The organism is Streptomyces sp. NPDC007905 (assembly GCF_042959345.1).
Classification (GTDB): Bacteria; Actinomycetota; Actinomycetes; order Streptomycetales; family Streptomycetaceae; genus Streptomyces.
The window spans coordinates 186,714-202,643 of the sequence record NZ_JBIBKS010000009.1; the positions used below are offsets into that span (position 1 = coordinate 186,714).

General features: G+C 70.8%; 12 protein-coding genes. 10 read left to right on the top strand and 2 right to left on the bottom strand.

Annotation, left to right across the window (positions count from 1 at the left end):
* Window positions 1–32: 32 nt before the first annotated feature.
* A complete protein-coding gene (locus ACFZDC_RS18120; RefSeq protein ID WP_391324853.1) occupies window positions 33–335 on the bottom strand; it encodes a ferredoxin in 303 nt (100 codons plus the stop codon).
* A gap of 519 nt (window positions 336–854) precedes the next feature.
* Here ACFZDC_RS18120 and arc point away from each other — a divergent pair.
* The 8 genes from arc to ACFZDC_RS18160 all read left to right on the top strand — a co-directional run bounded on the left by arc (window position 855) and on the right by ACFZDC_RS18160 (window position 11,980).
* Window positions 855–2,621: a proteasome ATPase gene (arc, locus tag ACFZDC_RS18125; RefSeq protein ID WP_391324855.1), complete on the top strand. Its 1,767-nt coding sequence runs from the start codon at window positions 855–857 to the stop codon at window positions 2,619–2,621.
* A 232-nt stretch (window positions 2,622–2,853) separates the two neighbouring features.
* On the top strand, window positions 2,854–4,365 hold the full coding sequence (dop, locus tag ACFZDC_RS18130; protein WP_391324857.1) for a depupylase/deamidase Dop: 1,512 nt from the start codon (window positions 2,854–2,856) through the stop codon (window positions 4,363–4,365).
* Window positions 4,366–4,563: 198 nt separating this feature from the next.
* Window positions 4,564–4,782 (top strand): ubiquitin-like protein Pup, encoded by a 219-nt coding sequence (locus ACFZDC_RS18135; protein WP_020939002.1) that lies wholly within the window; start codon window positions 4,564–4,566, stop codon window positions 4,780–4,782.
* A gap of 48 nt (window positions 4,783–4,830) precedes the next feature.
* Window positions 4,831–5,436, top strand: coding sequence for an endonuclease domain-containing protein (locus ACFZDC_RS18140; RefSeq protein ID WP_391324859.1), 606 nt, complete (start codon window positions 4,831–4,833; stop codon window positions 5,434–5,436).
* Entirely contained in the window at window positions 5,388–6,233 is an 846-nt protein-coding gene (gene prcB / locus ACFZDC_RS18145; protein ID WP_391324861.1) for a proteasome subunit beta, read from the top strand. Before ACFZDC_RS18140 ends, prcB begins: the two co-directional genes overlap by 49 nt.
* Window positions 6,234–6,294: 61 nt before the next feature.
* A complete protein-coding gene (prcA, locus tag ACFZDC_RS18150) occupies window positions 6,295–7,032 on the top strand; it encodes a proteasome subunit alpha (RefSeq protein ID WP_391324863.1) in 738 nt (245 codons plus the stop codon).
* Window positions 7,033–7,195: 163 nt separating this feature from the next.
* Window positions 7,196–7,657, top strand: a complete 462-nt coding sequence (locus ACFZDC_RS18155; RefSeq protein WP_391324865.1) for a hypothetical protein — start codon at window positions 7,196–7,198, stop codon at window positions 7,655–7,657.
* Between the two features lie 9 nt (window positions 7,658–7,666).
* Window positions 7,667–11,980 (top strand): HAD-IC family P-type ATPase, encoded by a 4,314-nt coding sequence (locus ACFZDC_RS18160; protein WP_391324867.1) that lies wholly within the window; start codon window positions 7,667–7,669, stop codon window positions 11,978–11,980.
* A 58-nt stretch (window positions 11,981–12,038) separates the two neighbouring features.
* On the opposite strand, the gene ACFZDC_RS18165 is transcribed toward ACFZDC_RS18160, so the two are convergent.
* Window positions 12,039–13,055, bottom strand: a complete 1,017-nt coding sequence (locus tag ACFZDC_RS18165) for a substrate-binding domain-containing protein (protein WP_391324869.1) — start codon at window positions 13,053–13,055, stop codon at window positions 12,039–12,041.
* A 90-nt stretch (window positions 13,056–13,145) separates the two neighbouring features.
* On the opposite strand from ACFZDC_RS18165, the gene ACFZDC_RS18170 reads away from it, so the two are divergent.
* Together ACFZDC_RS18170 and pafA are read left to right on the top strand one after the other, a co-directional pair.
* Window positions 13,146–14,405 (top strand): MFS transporter, encoded by a 1,260-nt coding sequence (locus ACFZDC_RS18170; protein WP_391324871.1) that lies wholly within the window; start codon window positions 13,146–13,148, stop codon window positions 14,403–14,405.
* 9 nt (window positions 14,406–14,414) lie between these two features.
* Window positions 14,415–15,776, top strand: coding sequence for a Pup--protein ligase (gene pafA / locus ACFZDC_RS18175; RefSeq protein ID WP_073899688.1), 1,362 nt, complete (start codon window positions 14,415–14,417; stop codon window positions 15,774–15,776).
* Window positions 15,777–15,930: the final 154 nt, after the last annotated feature.

Below are 15,930 nucleotides of genomic sequence, written 5' to 3' on the forward strand. Positions count from 1 at the left end.
CACCCGCGTGAGAGCCGGCCGTCGTCCGGAACTCACACCGCGTCGGGCCCGTACACCTCGGCCTTGTCCGAAACCCGGCGTACGTGGATGCACTCGCCGGGACACTCCTTCGCCGAGTCCACCACATCCGTGAGCAGCGGCAACGGCACCGGCGCCGTGGCCCCCGCGTCCTGGAGCAGCTCGTCGCCCGCGCCCTTCACATAGGCCAGCCCGTCGATGTCCAGCTCGAACACCTCCGGGGCGTACTGGGCGCAGATCCCGTCGCCGGTACACAGGTCCTGGTCGATCCAGACCTCCAGCGCCTCGCCGCACGGGGCCTCCTGCTGCACGGTCATCTCTCCTGCCGTCGGTTCGCCGGGCGGTGCTCCCGGTCCCAAGTCCAGCCGGGTCCGCTCCAGCGGCTGTTGAACACCTCGACCCTACCTCCGCCCGCTTTCCGCCCGTGTTCGGCGAGGGAGGAGGGTTTTCTCCCTCGCCGCCTCGGGTACCAGCGCCCGACCGGGGAAGGGAGCCCCGGGGCCGGGGCGAACACTTCAGGCCGCCCCGAACGTGACGCCGACCGCCTGTACCGTCGCTCTGCGTGATACACGGCAGAGCGCCCTCAGGTCTGCCCGCGTACCGGACGACCGGCCCGGAACGGACAACTCCAGCCACTCCTGAAGGGTTTTGACCGTCCCGGACATGGAACAAGCCGCTTCTGAATCACGTTGAGTGGGTATTCCCTCCGTGCGAGAGGGAGCGCACCGGGTGACCGACGACACACCTTGACAGTCTTTGTGATCTAGGGGTTTCAATCGACACCCACCCAGGTAGGGTCTGGAAGCGTCCAGCTCCCCTTGGAGGAGGTGAGGACCGTGGCAGCCCACGACGACGACATGAACCGCGGCATCCGCCCGGGACGAGGGTCCGACGACCCGGCCGGGCAGATCGCCTACCTTGAGCAGGAGATCGCCGTCCTGCGACGCAAGCTCGCCGACTCTCCGCGACACACGAGGATTCTCGAAGAGCGGATCGTCGAGCTGCAGACGAACCTGGCCGGCGTGTCCGCGCAGAACGAACGACTGGCCAACACCCTCCGCGAGGCCCGCGACCAGATCGTGGCCCTCAAGGAAGAGGTCGACCGGCTTGCCCAGCCGCCGGCCGGCTTCGGTGTCTTCCTGCAGGCCAACGAGGACGGCACCGCAGACATCTTCACCGGCGGCCGCAAGCTCCGCGTGAACGTGAGCCCCAGCGTCGAGCTCGACGACCTCAGGCGCGGCCAGGAAGTCATGCTCAACGAAGCCCTCAACGTGGTCGACGCCATGGAATACGAGCGCGTCGGCGACATCGTCACCCTCAAGGAGATCCTCGAGGACGGCGAGCGCGCCCTCGTGCTGGGGCACACCGACGAGGAGCGGGTGGTACGGCTCGCCGAGCCGCTGCTGGACGTCACCATCCGCCCCGGCGACGCCCTCCTGCTCGAACCCCGCTCCGGCTACGTCTACGAGGTCGTCCCCAAGAGCGAGGTCGAGGAACTCGTCCTCGAAGAGGTCCCCGACATCGGCTACGAGCAGATCGGCGGCCTCGGCAACCAGATCGAGGCCATCCGCGACGCGGTCGAGCTCCCGTACCTCTACCCCGACCTCTTCAAGGAGCACGAGCTGCGTCCGCCCAAGGGTGTCCTGCTCTACGGACCCCCCGGATGCGGCAAGACACTCATCGCCAAGGCCGTGGCCAACTCACTCGCCAAGAAGGTCGCCGAAGTGACCGGCCAGGCCGCCGGCAAGAGCTTCTTCCTCAACATCAAGGGCCCCGAGCTGCTCAACAAGTACGTCGGCGAGACGGAGCGGCAGATCCGCCTCGTCTTCCAGCGTGCACGTGAGAAGGCCAGCGAGGGCACCCCCGTCATCGTCTTCTTCGACGAGATGGAGTCCCTCTTCCGCACCCGCGGCTCCGGCGTCAGCTCGGACGTGGAGAACACCATCGTCCCCCAGCTCCTCGCCGAGATCGACGGCGTGGAGGGCCTGCAGAACGTGGTCGTGATCGGCGCCTCCAACCGCGAGGACATGATCGACCCCGCCATCCTGCGCCCCGGCCGACTCGACGTGAAGATCAAGATCGAGCGTCCCGACGCCGAGGCGGCGAAGGACATCTTCGGCAAGTACCTCACCGAGCGCCTCCCGCTGCACGCGGACGACCTCGGCGAGCACGGCGGCAGCAAGGAAACGACCGTCCAGAGCATGATCCAGACGGCGGTCGAGCACATGTACGCCGAATCCGAGGAGAACCGCTTCCTGGAGGTCACCTACGCCAACGGCGACAAGGAAGTCCTCTACTTCAAGGACTTCAATTCCGGCGCCATGATCGAGAACATCGTGGGCCGCGCCAAGAAGATGGCGATCAAGGACTTCCTCGAGAAGAACCAGAAGGGCCTCCGCGTCTCCCACCTGCTCCAGGCCTGCGTGGACGAGTTCAAGGAGAACGAGGACCTGCCCAACACCACCAACCCCGACGACTGGGCCCGGATCTCCGGAAAGAAGGGCGAGCGGATCGTCTACATCCGTACCCTCATCACCGGAAAGCAGGGCGCGGACACCGGACGCTCCATCGACACGGTGGCGAATACCGGTCAGTACCTGTAAGAGCAGGGCGGCTGCGGGTGCCCTCGGCGGGTACCCGCAGCCGTCTGTTTTTCAGGCCACGACCGGAGCAGGCAATGACGCAAATGATCTCCCCACCAGCGCAAAGGCGTTCTAGGCTCTTTTCTACCGCCGAGTCGCGCAGTGCGGGGACGGGCACCGCACACGCACCGGAGCGCCAGCGGTACTTGAGCGGCGCCCACGACCGAGGGTGCCGCCGGGCAAGGAGGGCCGCATGACCGTACGGCGAGTAATGGGCATCGAGACGGAGTACGGGATCTCCGTCCCCGGCCACCCGAACGCCAATGCCATGCTCACCTCGTCCCAGATCGTCAACGCCTACGCGGCGGCGATGCACCGGGCCCGCCGGGCCCGCTGGGACTTCGAGGAGGAGAATCCGCTGCGGGACGCGCGAGGCTTCGACCTCGCCCGGGAGGCCGCCGACGCCAGCCAGCTCACCGACGAGGACATCGGCCTCGCCAACGTGATCCTCACCAACGGTGCCCGCCTCTACGTGGACCACGCCCACCCCGAATACAGCTCACCCGAGGTCACCAACCCCCGCGACGCCGTCCTCTGGGACAAGGCCGGCGAGCGGATCATGGCCGAGGCCGCCGAGCGGGCCGCACAGCTCCCCGGCGCCCAGCCGATCCACCTCTACAAGAACAACACCGACAACAAGGGCGCCTCCTACGGCACGCACGAGAACTACCTGATGAAGCGGGAGACCCCCTTCTCGGACATCGTGCGCCACCTCACCCCCTTCTTCGTCTCCCGTCAGGTCTTCGCCGGAGCGGGCCGCGTCGGCGTCGGCCAGGACGGACACGAGCACGGCTTCCAGCTCAGCCAGCGCGCGGACTACTTCGAGGTCGAGGTCGGACTGGAGACCACCCTCAAGCGCCCGATCATCAACACCCGCGACGAGCCCCACGCGGACGCCGAGAAATACCGCCGCCTGCACGTGATCATCGGTGACGCCAACCTCTCCGAGATCTCCACCTACCTCAAGCTGGGCACGACCGCCCTGGTCCTGTCCATGATCGAGGACGGCTTCATCGCCGTGGACCTCGCGGTGGACCAGCCCGTCCGCACGCTCCACCAGGTCTCGCACGACCCCTCCCTCAAGCGCCTGATCACACTGCGCAGCGGCCGGACACTGACCGCCGTCCAATTGCAGATGGAGTACTTCGAGCTGTCGCGCAAGTACGTGGAGGAGCGCTTCGGGGCGGACGCCGACGACCAGACCAAGGACGTGCTCTCCCGCTGGGAGGACACGCTCAACCGGCTCGAACACGACCCGATGAGCCTGGCCGGCGAGCTGGACTGGGTCGCCAAGCGGGAGCTGATGGAGGGCTACCGCCGCCGGGACGGTCTCGACTGGGACGCCGCCCGCCTGCACTTGGTCGACCTGCAGTACGCCGACGTACGCGCCGAGAAGGGCCTCTACAACCGCCTGGCGGCCCGCGGGCGCATGAAGCGGCTGCTGGACGAGTCCGAGGTCGACAGGGCCCGCAGGAAGCCGCCGGAGGACACGCGCGCCTACTTCCGCGGACGCTGTCTCGAGCAGTACGCCGACGACGTCGCCGCCGCCTCCTGGGACTCGGTCATCTTCGACCTCCCCGGCCGGGACTCGCTGCAGCGCGTTCCAACCCTGGAACCGCTTCGCGGAACGCGAAATCACGTCAAGGAGCTGCTGGACCGCTGCCGCACGGCGGAAGACCTGGTCAGGGTGTTGTCGGGCGGCTGAGCGTGACCAGCGGGTACTCGTACCGCCCCGGCCGGGCAGGGTGGAAACCCCGCCGCCCGGGAATCATCGAGGTGGCCCCCGCACGTTGGCGAAACTGCGGGGCCGATGTCGGACCCGGCTTGTAGGGTCTGATCATCACCGATCGGCAGGAATGCCGACCCGTCGACCATGTCGGGCGAACTGAGCGGGGTGAGGGTTATGGCAACGAAGGACACCGGCGGTGGCCAGCAGAAGGCGACGCGTTCCACCGAGGAGGTCGAGGAGCAGGCGCAGGACGCACAGGCGTCGGAGGACCTCAAGGAGCGGCACGAGAAGCTGAGCGACGACGTGGACTCCGTCCTGGACGAAATCGATGACGTACTCGAGGAGAACGCCGAGGATTTCGTTCGGTCATTCGTGCAAAAAGGCGGAGAGTAAAGGCTGATTGCTGCTTCTCCTTCGGATCGAAGGTGGCTGGGGGCGGGGGTGGCTGGCGAGCCGAACGCGAAGCACTGCAGGAAGTGCGAGCGGAACTTGCCTCTTGCAGCCTTTGCGAGAGACAGGAATCGGCGCGATGGCCTCCAGGTGCACTGCCGGGAGTGCGTGGCGGAGTACAGCGCCGCGCACTACCGGCGCCGCCAAGAGGCCACGGGCAAGCCGGTTCGGGAGGAGACGGACGTGCCGTCCGGGCACAAGCTCTGCCGGACGTGCGGCGAGGTCGAGCCGCACAGCGAACGGCATCGCAACGCAACTGCTTCCGATGGCCTCTCGACCCGCTGCAAGGCGTGCCGCGCCGCGCGCGGGCGGCAGGACCACCTGAAGCGCCAGTACGGTCTCACCGAGAACGAGCGCGACGAGTCGATCGCCGCTCAAGGCGGCGTCTGTTGCATATGTTTGGCCGCTGTGCCCGCACATGTGGATCACTGCCATGAGACGGGTAGGGTCCGTGGCGTACTGTGCTTCAGCTGCAACGCTGCACTGGGGCAGTTCAAGGATCAGCCCGAGGTCACAAGGCGGGCTGCTGCACACGTGGAAGGAAACGCGTGGAAGCCAACACTCGTAGCACCGGGCGTCTGCCAGCTGCCTTCCTGACGCCAGGATCCTCTTCGTTCATGGACTTCCTGTCGGAGCACCAGCCCGAGCTGCTGCCCGGCAACCGGCAGCTGCCGCCCACCCAGGGGGTGATCGAGGCGCCGCACGGCACGACCATCGTGGCGGTGACCTTCCCCGGTGGCGTCGTGCTCGCCGGTGACCGTCGCGCCACCATGGGCAACGTCATCGCGCAGCGGGACATCGAGAAGGTGTTCCCGGCGGACGAGTACTCGGCCGTCGGTATCGCCGGCACCGCCGGTCTCGCCGTTGAGATGGTCAAGCTCTTCCAGCTCGAGCTGGAGCACTTCGAGAAGGTCGAGGGCGCCCAGCTGTCCCTGGAGGGCAAGGCGAACCGACTGTCGACCATGATCCGTTCCAACCTCGGCATGGCCATGCAGGGACTGGCCGTGGTGCCCCTGTTCGCGGGGTACGACCTGGACCGCGAGCGGGGGCGGATCTTCTCCTACGACGTGACGGGCGGCCGCTCCGAGGAGCACAACTTCGCGGCGACGGGCTCCGGCTCGATCTTCGCGCGGGGTGCGATGAAGAAGCTGTTCCGTGACGACCTGACCGAGGAGCAGGCCGCGACCCTGGTGGTCCAGGCCCTGTATGACGCGGCAGACGACGACTCGGCGACCGGTGGTCCCGATGTCGCCCGCCGGATCTACCCGATCATCACCGTGATCACCGAGGACGGTTTCCGCCGGCTCACCGACGACGAGTCCTCCGAGCTCTCCCGTGCGGTGCTCCAGCGGCGCCTGGAGGAGCCGGACGGCCCCAAGGCCGCTCTGCTCTGAGCGCGGGCCCGGTTCTTTTCAAGGTGATCCAGTGACCATGACAGAAAGGGACGGATAACCGGTGTCGACGCCGTTCTATGTCTCACCCCAGCAGGCCATGGCCGACCGGGCGGAGTACGCCCGCAAGGGCATCGCCCGTGGCCGCAGCCTGGTTGTGCTGCAGTATGCCGACGGCATCGTGTTCGTCGGCGAGAACCCGTCCCGTGCGCTGCACAAGTTCAGCGAGATCTACGACCGGATCGGTTTCGCGGCCGCCGGCAAGTACAACGAGTACGAGAACCTCCGCATCGGCGGTGTCCGCTACGCCGATCTGCGCGGTTACACCTATGACCGTGACGATGTCACTGCCCGGGGCCTGGCCAACGTCTATGCCCAGACGCTGGGCACGATCTTCTCTTCCGCTGCCGAGAAGCCGTACGAGGTGGAGCTGGTCGTCGCCGAGGTCGGGGAGACTCCTGACGGTGACCAGATCTACCGGCTGCCGCACGACGGTTCCATCGTGGACGAGCACGGCTCGGTCGCGGTGGGCGGCAACGCCGAGCAGATCAGCAGCTTCCTGGACCAGCGTCACCGGGACGGGATGTCGCTGGCCGAGGCCCTGAAGCTGGCCGTGCAGGCCCTGTCCCGGGACACCAACGGCAGCGAGCGGGAGATTCCCGCCGAGCGCCTGGAGGTCGCGGTGCTGGACCGTACGCGTCCGCAGAAGCGCAAGTTCAAGCGCATCGTGGGCCGCCAACTGGGCCGCCTCCTCGAGGCGGACGGCGCGTCCACCGAGGCGGAGAGTTCCGAAGAGGAGTAACTCGCTGCCGCGACGGCGTCACGCCCCGCGCCCCGGCCGTCCGGCCGGGGCGCGGGGCGTTCTGGTTCCGGGGACGGGCTTCCGGGTCTTCGGCGGATGACCTGCGCTGTCGTGGGCACTCGGGGATGACGGCAGGACGTTTGTCCCGGAGGTGTAAAGAGCCATGGCTGAGCAGAAGTCCTCCTCGGTCCTCACCGCTCCGGTGCGGGGCGCGGCCTCGGCGCTGGGACGGCTGCCCGGTGCCGGGATGGTGAGCAGGGCCGCCGAGGGAACGCTGAACAAGGTCGGTGCCGTGTCGCCGCGGGGCCGTCGGATGGCCGTGTACACCGGGGCCGGGGTGCTCGGTGTGGCGGGAGTGGTGGAGTGGCCTATCGCGATCACCGGTGCGGCGGTGGCGTGGCTGACGCAGCCGCGGCCCGGCCGGACCGAGCAGGCAGCGGGAGGCGTCGCGGCCGGCCCCGGTGGGGCGGCGGAGCGTATGCCGGTGGAGCCGGACGACGAAGCCGTGCTGCGGGCCGCGACGCACGCGGGTCCGGCCAGTGAGGACAAGCCGGGGCCGGCGGGGAGCACGGCGTCCGGGGGCCGGCTCGGTCCCACGGCGCGGCCCAGTCGTACCAGCCACTGAGGATGGTCCATGACTTTCACACTGCTGACCGTCCCGTCCGCCGCCGCGCGTCTGCTGCCGGCGGCGCCCAGGCTGCTCGCGCGGGCGGCCGCCCCCGTCGTGGGCGCGGCCGCGGGTGCGGTGGCCGGTACGGCACGTGCGGGGGTGCGCACCGCGGATGCCACGGTGCGGGTGGCCCGGGTCGCGGGCAATGCTCTGCCGGGCGGCGCGGGCCGGTGGCGGGCCGGTGCCCGGCTGCACCTGGCCCTGCGGCCGGCGCACGACGAGGCCGGGCGGCATGAGACGGCTCGTCTGGCCCGTCGGGTCGCCGCCGTCCTGGCGGAGCATCCGGATGTGCTGCTCGCGTACTGGGACGAGGGGCTTGCCCGGTTGGTGGTGACCGCTGCCGAGGACCGGCTGAGCGACCAGGTGGTGGAGTGGGCGGAGGACGTGGCGCAGCGCCATGGGCTGCTCCTGGCGGACGCGGTTTCGGAGGAGATTCCGCATCCTGGCGATCCGGTGGGTGTGCGGGTGGCCGCGGCCGCGCTCGCCGCCGACGTCATCGGCAGCGGTGTCGCGCTCACGGCGTACGCGCTGCGGCTGCCGCCGACGCCGCGTGCCGTGACCGCGGCGGTGACGTTGTTGCGGGAGAACCCGGCCGTCCGGGCCGCGCTGCGCAAAGGGCTCGGCGGGTCGGGGATGGATCTGGCGCTGGCGTGTGCGAACGCCGCGGCGCACGGCGCCGGCCAGACTCCCACCTCGCTGGTGCTCGACGGGGCGCTGCGTACCTGCCAGCTGGCGGAGGCGGTGGCCCGGGCCGCGGCGTTCGACGCGGTTCACGACGAGTTGTGCGCACCGGACCGGGTGAGTGTCGACGCGGACGCCTCGCAGCGACCCCCGTTGCATGTCACGCCGGCCCAGGAGTACGCGGCGCATGCCGCTGCGGGCAGCCTGGTGGGTGCGGCGGCCACTCTTCTGGTCAAGCACGATGCGTCCGAGGCCGCTGAGGCCGTTCTGTCCGGTTCGCCGAAGGCCGCGCGCTATGGGCCGGCCGCCTTCCACGCGGTCCTGGGCGGTGCGTTGGCCCGGACCGGTGTCCTGGTCCGGGATCCGGAGCGGCTGCGGCAGCTGGAGATGGCCCGTGCGGTCGTTCTGCATCCGAGTGCCCTGCGCACCGCGGACGGGCAGGCGGATCCGTGGACCGAGCCGGTGCTGGACGCGGCACGCCGGGCGGGGCTGCGGGTCGTGGTGGTGGACGATCCCGCCTTGGAGGACTTCGCCGGCCTTCCCGATCAGGTCGTTGATGCGCGGCGGCCGTTGGACGACGTGGTGTATGAGCTGCGTCAGGAGGGGGGAGCCGTCATCACCGTCGCGCGAATGGGGTCCGCGGACGAGCGCGATGTCCTGGCGGGACTGCGCGCCGGTGATCTCGCCATTGCCCTCGCGGACCGGGACGGTGCGGTGGTGTGGGGCGCGGACGTCCTGGCGCTGCACGGGCTGCACGACGTGTGGCGGGTGCTGAGGGCGGTTCCGGCCGCCCGGACCGTCGGCCGGCGGTCGCAGATGCTGGCTCGGTCCGGTGCCGCGCTCTCCGGGCTCCTCGTGGCGATCGGCGAGTCCAAGAGCGGGCAGGTCCGCCACTCTCTGCTGCCCGGGTTGCGCCATACGCCGGTCGACGTGGGTGCCGCGAGTGCCCTGTTCTCCGGGGCGCGGGCGGCCCTGTCCGTGTCGACGGCCAGGGCGCCGCATCCGCGCCCGCGTGTGCACTGGCACGAGTTGGGTCCGCAGGAGGCCTGGGAGCGGCTGGAGCGGGATCCGGTCGCCGCACCGCCCACGCAGTTTCAGCAGATGACTGCTGGGGCGCGCAGGACCGCGCGGGCGGTCTCGCGGCATCCGGTTCTCGCTCCCGTGCGGTCGAGCGTGCAGCTGGGCCGGGCGGTGCGTGGCGAACTGCACGACCCGTTGACGCCGGTCCTGGCCGTCGGTTCGGCGGCGTCGGCGATCCTCGGCTCCGTCGTGGACGCCCTGCTGGTTGTCGGGGCGCTGGATCTGAACGCGCTGGTCGGGGGTGTCCAGCGGCTGCGGGCCGAGCGGGCGCTGTCGGGCCTGCTCGACGAGCAGAAGCAGAAGGCGCGGTTGGCGCCCCCGGCGGCCGAGGCGCCGGCCGGTGGCACGCGGACGGTGGACGCCGGGAAGCTGGAGCCGGGTGACGTGATCGAGCTGAAGGGCGACGACGTGGTGCCCGCCGACGCCCGGCTGCTGTGGGAGGACGGTCTGGAGGTCGACGAGTCGGCGCTGACGGGTGAGTCCCTGCCGGTGCAGAAGCAGACCGACCCGACTCCGCATGCTCCGGTCGCCGACCGGCACTGCATGGTCTTCGAGGGCACCACGGTCGTGGCGGGGCAGGCGCGAGCCGTCGTCGTGGACACGGGTGACCGTACTGAGGCGGCCCGCGCGGTTCACCTGGCGGCTCGCACGCCTCCGGCCGGCGGGGTACAGGCCAGGTTGCAGGAGCTGACTCGCAAGGCGCTGCCGTTGACGCTCGCGGGTGGTGCCGCGGTGACCGGCCTGGCCCTGTTGCGTGGGACGCCGATCCGTGAGGCGGTCAGCGGCGGGGTGGCCGTCGGGGTGGCGGCCGTGCCGGAGGGGCTGCCGCTGGTGGCCACGGTGGCGCAGCTCGCGGCGGCGCGGCGGCTGAGCCGCGGCGGTGTCCTCGTGCGCACCCCGCGGACGCTGGAGGCGCTGGGCCGCATGGACACCATCTGTTTCGACAAGACGGGCACCCTTACCGAGAACCGGCTGCGTCTGGTGCGGGTGTCCGACGCCGAGGGCGCGGTGGGCGCGGTGGGCGACGAGGCGGTGGCGGACACCGTCCGGGCCGCCGCGCGGGCCTGCCCCCGGCTGAACGGCGGGTCGGGTCGGCCCGTGCACGCCACCGACGAGGCGGTTCTCGACGCGGCCGGCCCCGATCCGGACTGGAATCAGCTGGCGGGCCTGGCGTTCGAGGCGGCCCGTGGTTACGCCGCGGCCGTGGGCCGGGGCGCGGACGGCACTCGTGTGCTCGTGGTCAAGGGTGCGCCCGAGACCGTTCTGCCCGCGTGCCCGGAGCTCCCGCCGCACGCCTCGGACGCGGCGCAGTCCCTGGCCGGGGAAGGGCTGCGGGTGCTCGCGGTGGCCGAGCGACGGCTCGACGAGGGCGAGCGGGAGGCGGACGCGCTCGAAGAGCCGCTGCGGGAGCTGTGCTTCACGGGTCTGCTGGGGCTTTCGGACGTGGCGCGTGCGACGTCCCCGGCGCTGGTGCGGGGCCTGTACGAGGCCGGGGTGCGGCCCGTGATGCTCACCGGTGACCACCCTCAGACCGCCCGGGCCATCGCCCGCGATCTGGGCTGGCCGGAGGAGCCGGTCGTGGTGACCGGGGACGAACTGGCCGCGGCGGACCGGTCGGCCCGCGCGCGGATCCTGCGTGACGCGGGAGTGGTGGCCCGGGTGGCACCCGAGCAGAAGCTTCAGGTCGTGGAGGCGCTGCGGGACGCGGGGCGGGTGGTCGGCATGGTCGGGGACGGTGCCAACGACGCCGCGGCGATCCGCGCGGCCGACATCGGCGTGGGCATCAATGCCCGCGGTTCGGCGGCCGCGCGCAACGCCGCCGACATCGTCCTGACCGACGAGGACCTGACGGCGCTGATCGCCGCGGTCGGCGAGGGGCGGGCCCTGTGGCACAGTGTCGCCGACGCCATCGCGATCCTGATCGGTGGCAACGCGGGCGAGGTGGGCTTCGGTCTGCTGGGCACGCTGCTGTCGGGCCGGGCGCCGCTGTCCACCCGGCAGATGCTGCTGGTGAACCTGTTCACGGACCTGTTCCCCGCCATGGCGGTGGCGGTGACGCCGAGGGCCGGCGAGGAGGCCGCCGAGCAGACGGGGCCCCGCTCGCCGGAGGACGTGGCCGGTGGTGTCCTGGGGGAGCCGCTGATCCGTCAGATCCGGCACCGGGCGCTGACGACGTCCGTGGGTGCGCTGACGGCCTGGCTGATCGGTCGCTTCACTCCTGGTACGGCCCGCCGTTCCAGCACGATGGCGCTGTGCGGGGTGGTGGGGACCCAGCTCGCGCAGACCCTGCTCGACCGCCGTGACAGTCCGCTGGTGAGGTTCACTTCCCTGGGTTCGGCGGTGGCCCTCGTCGTGCTGATCGAGACGCCGGGCGTCAGTGGTGCGTTCGGGTGCACCCCGCTCGGTCCGGTGGCGTGGGCCGGTGTGGTCGCGGGGATCGCCGTCGCGCTGGCCGGGCAGCGGGCCCTGCCGCGCCTGGAGGAGACGGTACGGCGCCTGGCACCGCGGGCGGCCTAGCGTGCCGTCGGCGGTGGCGTGGAGCCGGGTGCTGTACGGCGCCTGGCATCGCGTCGGTCTAGCGTGCTGCCGGCGGTGCCGTGGAGCCGCGTACGACGAGCTCCACGGGGATGTCGCCGGCCTCGGGGTCCCGGCCTTCCAGGACCGCGAGCAGGGCTTCCATGCCGCGTTCCCCGAACAGCTCGGCGTCCAGTCGTACCGTCGTCAGCTCGGGGTCGAGTGCTGTGGCGAGGGCCAGGTCGTCCAGGCCGGTCACCGACATGTCGTCCGGCACTTTGAGGCCGAGGCGGCGCAGGGCCTTGTAGGCGCCGGCGGCGAGCTTGTCGTCGTCGCAGACCACCGCTGTCGGCCGGGGGCCGGCCGCGGTGAGCGCTGCCTGGGTGGCCGCCAGGGCTCCGTCGATGGAGATCGGCGCCGGCGCCGTTCGGATGTGCGTTCCCGGTACGGCGGCCAGGCGGGCGGCCAGCTCCCGCGCGCGCATCTCGAACGTCCAGGAGGGCACGTCGGCGGCGAGGTGCAGGATGTGGCGGTGGCCGAGGTTCAGGAGGTGCTCGGCGACCTGCCGGACCCCGTCGGCGATGTCGAGGTTCACCGTCGCCGCGCCCAGGCTGCCGTCCGGGTCGCTGTCGAGCATGACCAGCGGCAGCTGGTCGCCGCGGATGGCGCTGAGGGCGTCGGCGGCCATGGAGGAGGCGATGACGCCGTCCAGGGCGGCCTGTGCGGAGGCGAAGGGGTCGCGGGCCGGGCCGATGCCCTCGGGGGAGGGGTACAGCACGACTCCGAAGCCGTGCCGGGCCGCCACCCGCGCCGCGCCCGTGTAGACGCCGGCGAAGAACTCGGTCGTGAGGGCCGGCACCACGAGCAGGACCGTGCGGGTGCGGCCCAGGCGCAGGTTGCGGGCGGCGAGGTTGGGCCGGTAGCCCAGGTCGCGCGCGGCCTCGCGGACCCGCTCGGCGGTGGCCTCGGAGACCCGGCCGCGCCACTTGTCGCCGAGCACGAGCGAGACGGCGGCCTGGGAGACCCCGGCTGCCTGCGCGACGTCACGGCTGGTCGGGCGCGTGCTGCTGCGTGCCACCGTGGCCCCTGCTCCTTCGTCTGGACGTGTGAACAGCGCACATGGTACGTATGAGAGGCGGGGTTATACGTAACACTTGGAGGCGGGACATTGGCCGCGGGATACCTGGAGATCCTCAGGGCGAGGCACGCGGCCCGGCTGCTGACCGGCACCCTGGTGGGCCGGCTGCCGAACGCGACCGCCGCGATCGCCCTGGTGCTGTTCGTCCGCGCCGAGGGTGGCACCTACAGCCTGGCGGGCGCCCTCGCGGCCGTGTACGGCGTCGCCAACGCGGTGGGCCAGCCGGTGCTGGGCCGGCTCGTCGACCTCCACGGGCAGCCGCGCGTCCAGCTGCCCGCCGCCGTGCTGTCGGCCCTCGCCATGACGGCCTTCGCCTTCTGTGGCACCGGCCCGCTGCCCTTCGCCTACGTGGCCGTCGCGGCCGCCGGCCTGTGCACCCCGCCCCTGGAGGGCGGTCTGCGCGCCCTGTGGCCGTCCGTGCTGCGCCGCGAGGAGCAGGTGCACACCGCGTACGCCATGGACGCCGTCGCGCAGGAGATCATGTTCACCGTCGGCCCCCTGCTGGTGACCCTGTGCGTCGCGCTGTGGTCGGAGCGCGCGGCCCTGCTGGTGCTGAACGCCGTCGGTGTCCTCGGCGCGCTCTCGGTGGTGGTCTCGCCGCCCTCGCGCGCGTGGCGCTCGGCGCCCCGCGAGGCGCACTGGCTGGGCGCCCTGCGCTCGCCCGGCCTGCTCGCGCTGCTCGGCGCCTTCCTGTTCGTCGGCATCGCGCTCGGCTCCATCACCGTGGCCTCGGTGCCGTACGCCGACACCCACGGCGGCGACGCGGTCTACGGCTGGCTGATGGCCGCGCTCGGCCTGGGGGCGCTCATCGGCGGCACCGTCTACGGGGCGCGCCAGTGGGGCGGAACGCCCGAGCGGCGACTGCGGGTCCTGGTGGCCCTTCTGGCGGTGTGTTACCTGCCGCTGCCGCTGATGCCGGGCGCCGTCGCCATGGTCTTGCTCTCCGTGGTCTCCGGAGTCTTCCTCGCCCCCTGCATCGCCTGTGCGTTCATCATCGTCGACCGGCACGCGCCGAGCGGCACGGTCACCGAGGCGTTCTCCTGGCTGGTGACCACGTTCACCGTGGGTGCCTCGGTCGGAACGGGCCTCGCGGGCCCGGTGGTCCAGGCCGGTGGCCCGCTGTGGGGATTCGCGGTCCCGGGCGTGGCCGGGGCCGTGTCCCTGCTGGTCCTGCTCGCCACCGGACGGGTCCTCGCAGCTCCCGTGCGGGGCGAGGTCGTTGCGGCTTCATCGGAAAATGATCCAAATCGTGCCGTCGAACCCCGTTTCAGCTCAGGGGATCGGGCGTAATGTTCACTCATGGACCGCCGCATTTTCGGGCTGGAGAACGAGTACGGCGTCACGTGCACGTTCAGGGGACAGCGCCGCCTGTCTCCTGACGAGGTGGCGCGGTACCTCTTCCGCCGTGTCGTGTCATGGGGCCGCAGCAGCAATGTCTTTCTGCGAAACGGCGCCCGGCTCTATCTCGACGTGGGGTCACATCCGGAATACGCGACACCCGAATGTGACAACGTGACCGAACTGGTCACCCACGACAAGGCCGGCGAGCGCATTCTCGAAGGACTCCTGGTGGACGCGGAACGACGCCTGCACGAGGAGGGGATCGCAGGCGACGTCTACCTCTTCAAGAACAACACCGACTCGGCGGGCAACTCCTACGGGTGCCACGAGAACTATCTGGTGGCCCGGCACGGGGAGTTCTCCCGGCTCGCGGACATCCTCATCCCGTTCCTGGTGACCAGGCAGCTGCTGTGCGGCGCGGGCAAGGTCCTGCAGACTCCGCGCGGCGCCGTTTACTGCGTCAGCCAGCGCGCGGAGCACATCTGGGAGGGCGTCTCCTCGGCGACGACCCGCTCCAGGCCCATCATCAACACCCGCGACGAACCGCACGCGGACGCCGAGCGCTACCGCCGCCTGCACGTCATCGTGGGCGACTCGAACATGTCCGAGACGACCATGCTGCTCAAGGTCGGCGCCACCGACCTGGTGCTGCGCATGATCGAGGCGGGCACCGTGATGCGCGACCTCACCCTGGAGAACCCGATCCGGGCGATCCGCGAGGTCAGCCACGACATCACCGGCCGGCGCAAGGTGCGCCTGGCCAGCGGCCGGGAGGCCTCCGCGCTGGAGGTGCAGCGCGAGTACTTCGACAAGGCCGTGGACTTCTGCGACCGCCGCGGCATCCGCACCGGCACCGTGGCGCAGGTCCTGGAGCTGTGGGGCCGTACCCTCGACGCGATCGAGACCGAGGAACTGGACCGCATCGGCACCGAGATCGACTGGGTCATGAAGTACAAGCTCATCGAGCGGTACCGGGCCAAGCACAACATGACCATGTCGCACCCGCGGGTCGCCCAGATAGACCTCGCCTACCACGACATCCACCGCCGCCGTGGCCTGTACTACCTGCTGGAGAAGAAGGGCCAGGCCGCCCGGATCTGCAACGACTTGAAGATCTTCGAGGGCAAGTCGGTCCCGCCGCAGACCACTCGGGCCCGGCTGCGCGGGGACTTCATCCGCCGGGCACAGGAGCAGCGCAGGGACTTCACGGTCGACTGGGTGCACCTCAAGCTCAACGACCAGGCACAACGCACCGTCTTGTGCAAGGACCCGTTCCGTTCGGTGGACGACCGGGTGGAGAAGCTGATCGCCGGAATGTGAGGCGTGCGGCTCGTCCGCCGACCCGATCGCCAAGCCGATGCCCGGAGGATTTCGCGCCTTCGGGCATCGGTGTTTTTTTTCCGCCCGATTCCGCCCGTGTGCCGGCGGAAGCGGGGGGCGGCGTGCCGCGCGGTGTGGGGAGTGCGGTGCGGGT

What these genes read in the sequence shown, in the direction of transcription:
- dop (WP_391324857.1), top strand. Translation starts at nt 2,854, where the DNA reads ATGACCGTACGGCGAGTAATGGGCATCGAGACGGAGTACGGGATCTCC.
- ACFZDC_RS18160 (WP_391324867.1), top strand. Translation starts at nt 7,667, where the DNA reads ATGACTTTCACACTGCTGACCGTCCCGTCCGCCGCCGCGCGTCTGCTG.
- ACFZDC_RS18135 (WP_020939002.1), top strand. Translation starts at nt 4,564, where the DNA reads ATGGCAACGAAGGACACCGGCGGTGGCCAGCAGAAGGCGACGCGTTCC.
- ACFZDC_RS18155 (WP_391324865.1), top strand. Translation starts at nt 7,196, where the DNA reads ATGGCTGAGCAGAAGTCCTCCTCGGTCCTCACCGCTCCGGTGCGGGGC.
- ACFZDC_RS18120 (WP_391324853.1), bottom strand. Translation starts at nt 335, where the DNA reads ATGACCGTGCAGCAGGAGGCCCCGTGCGGCGAGGCGCTGGAGGTCTGG.
- pafA (WP_073899688.1), top strand. Translation starts at nt 14,415, where the DNA reads ATGGACCGCCGCATTTTCGGGCTGGAGAACGAGTACGGCGTCACGTGC.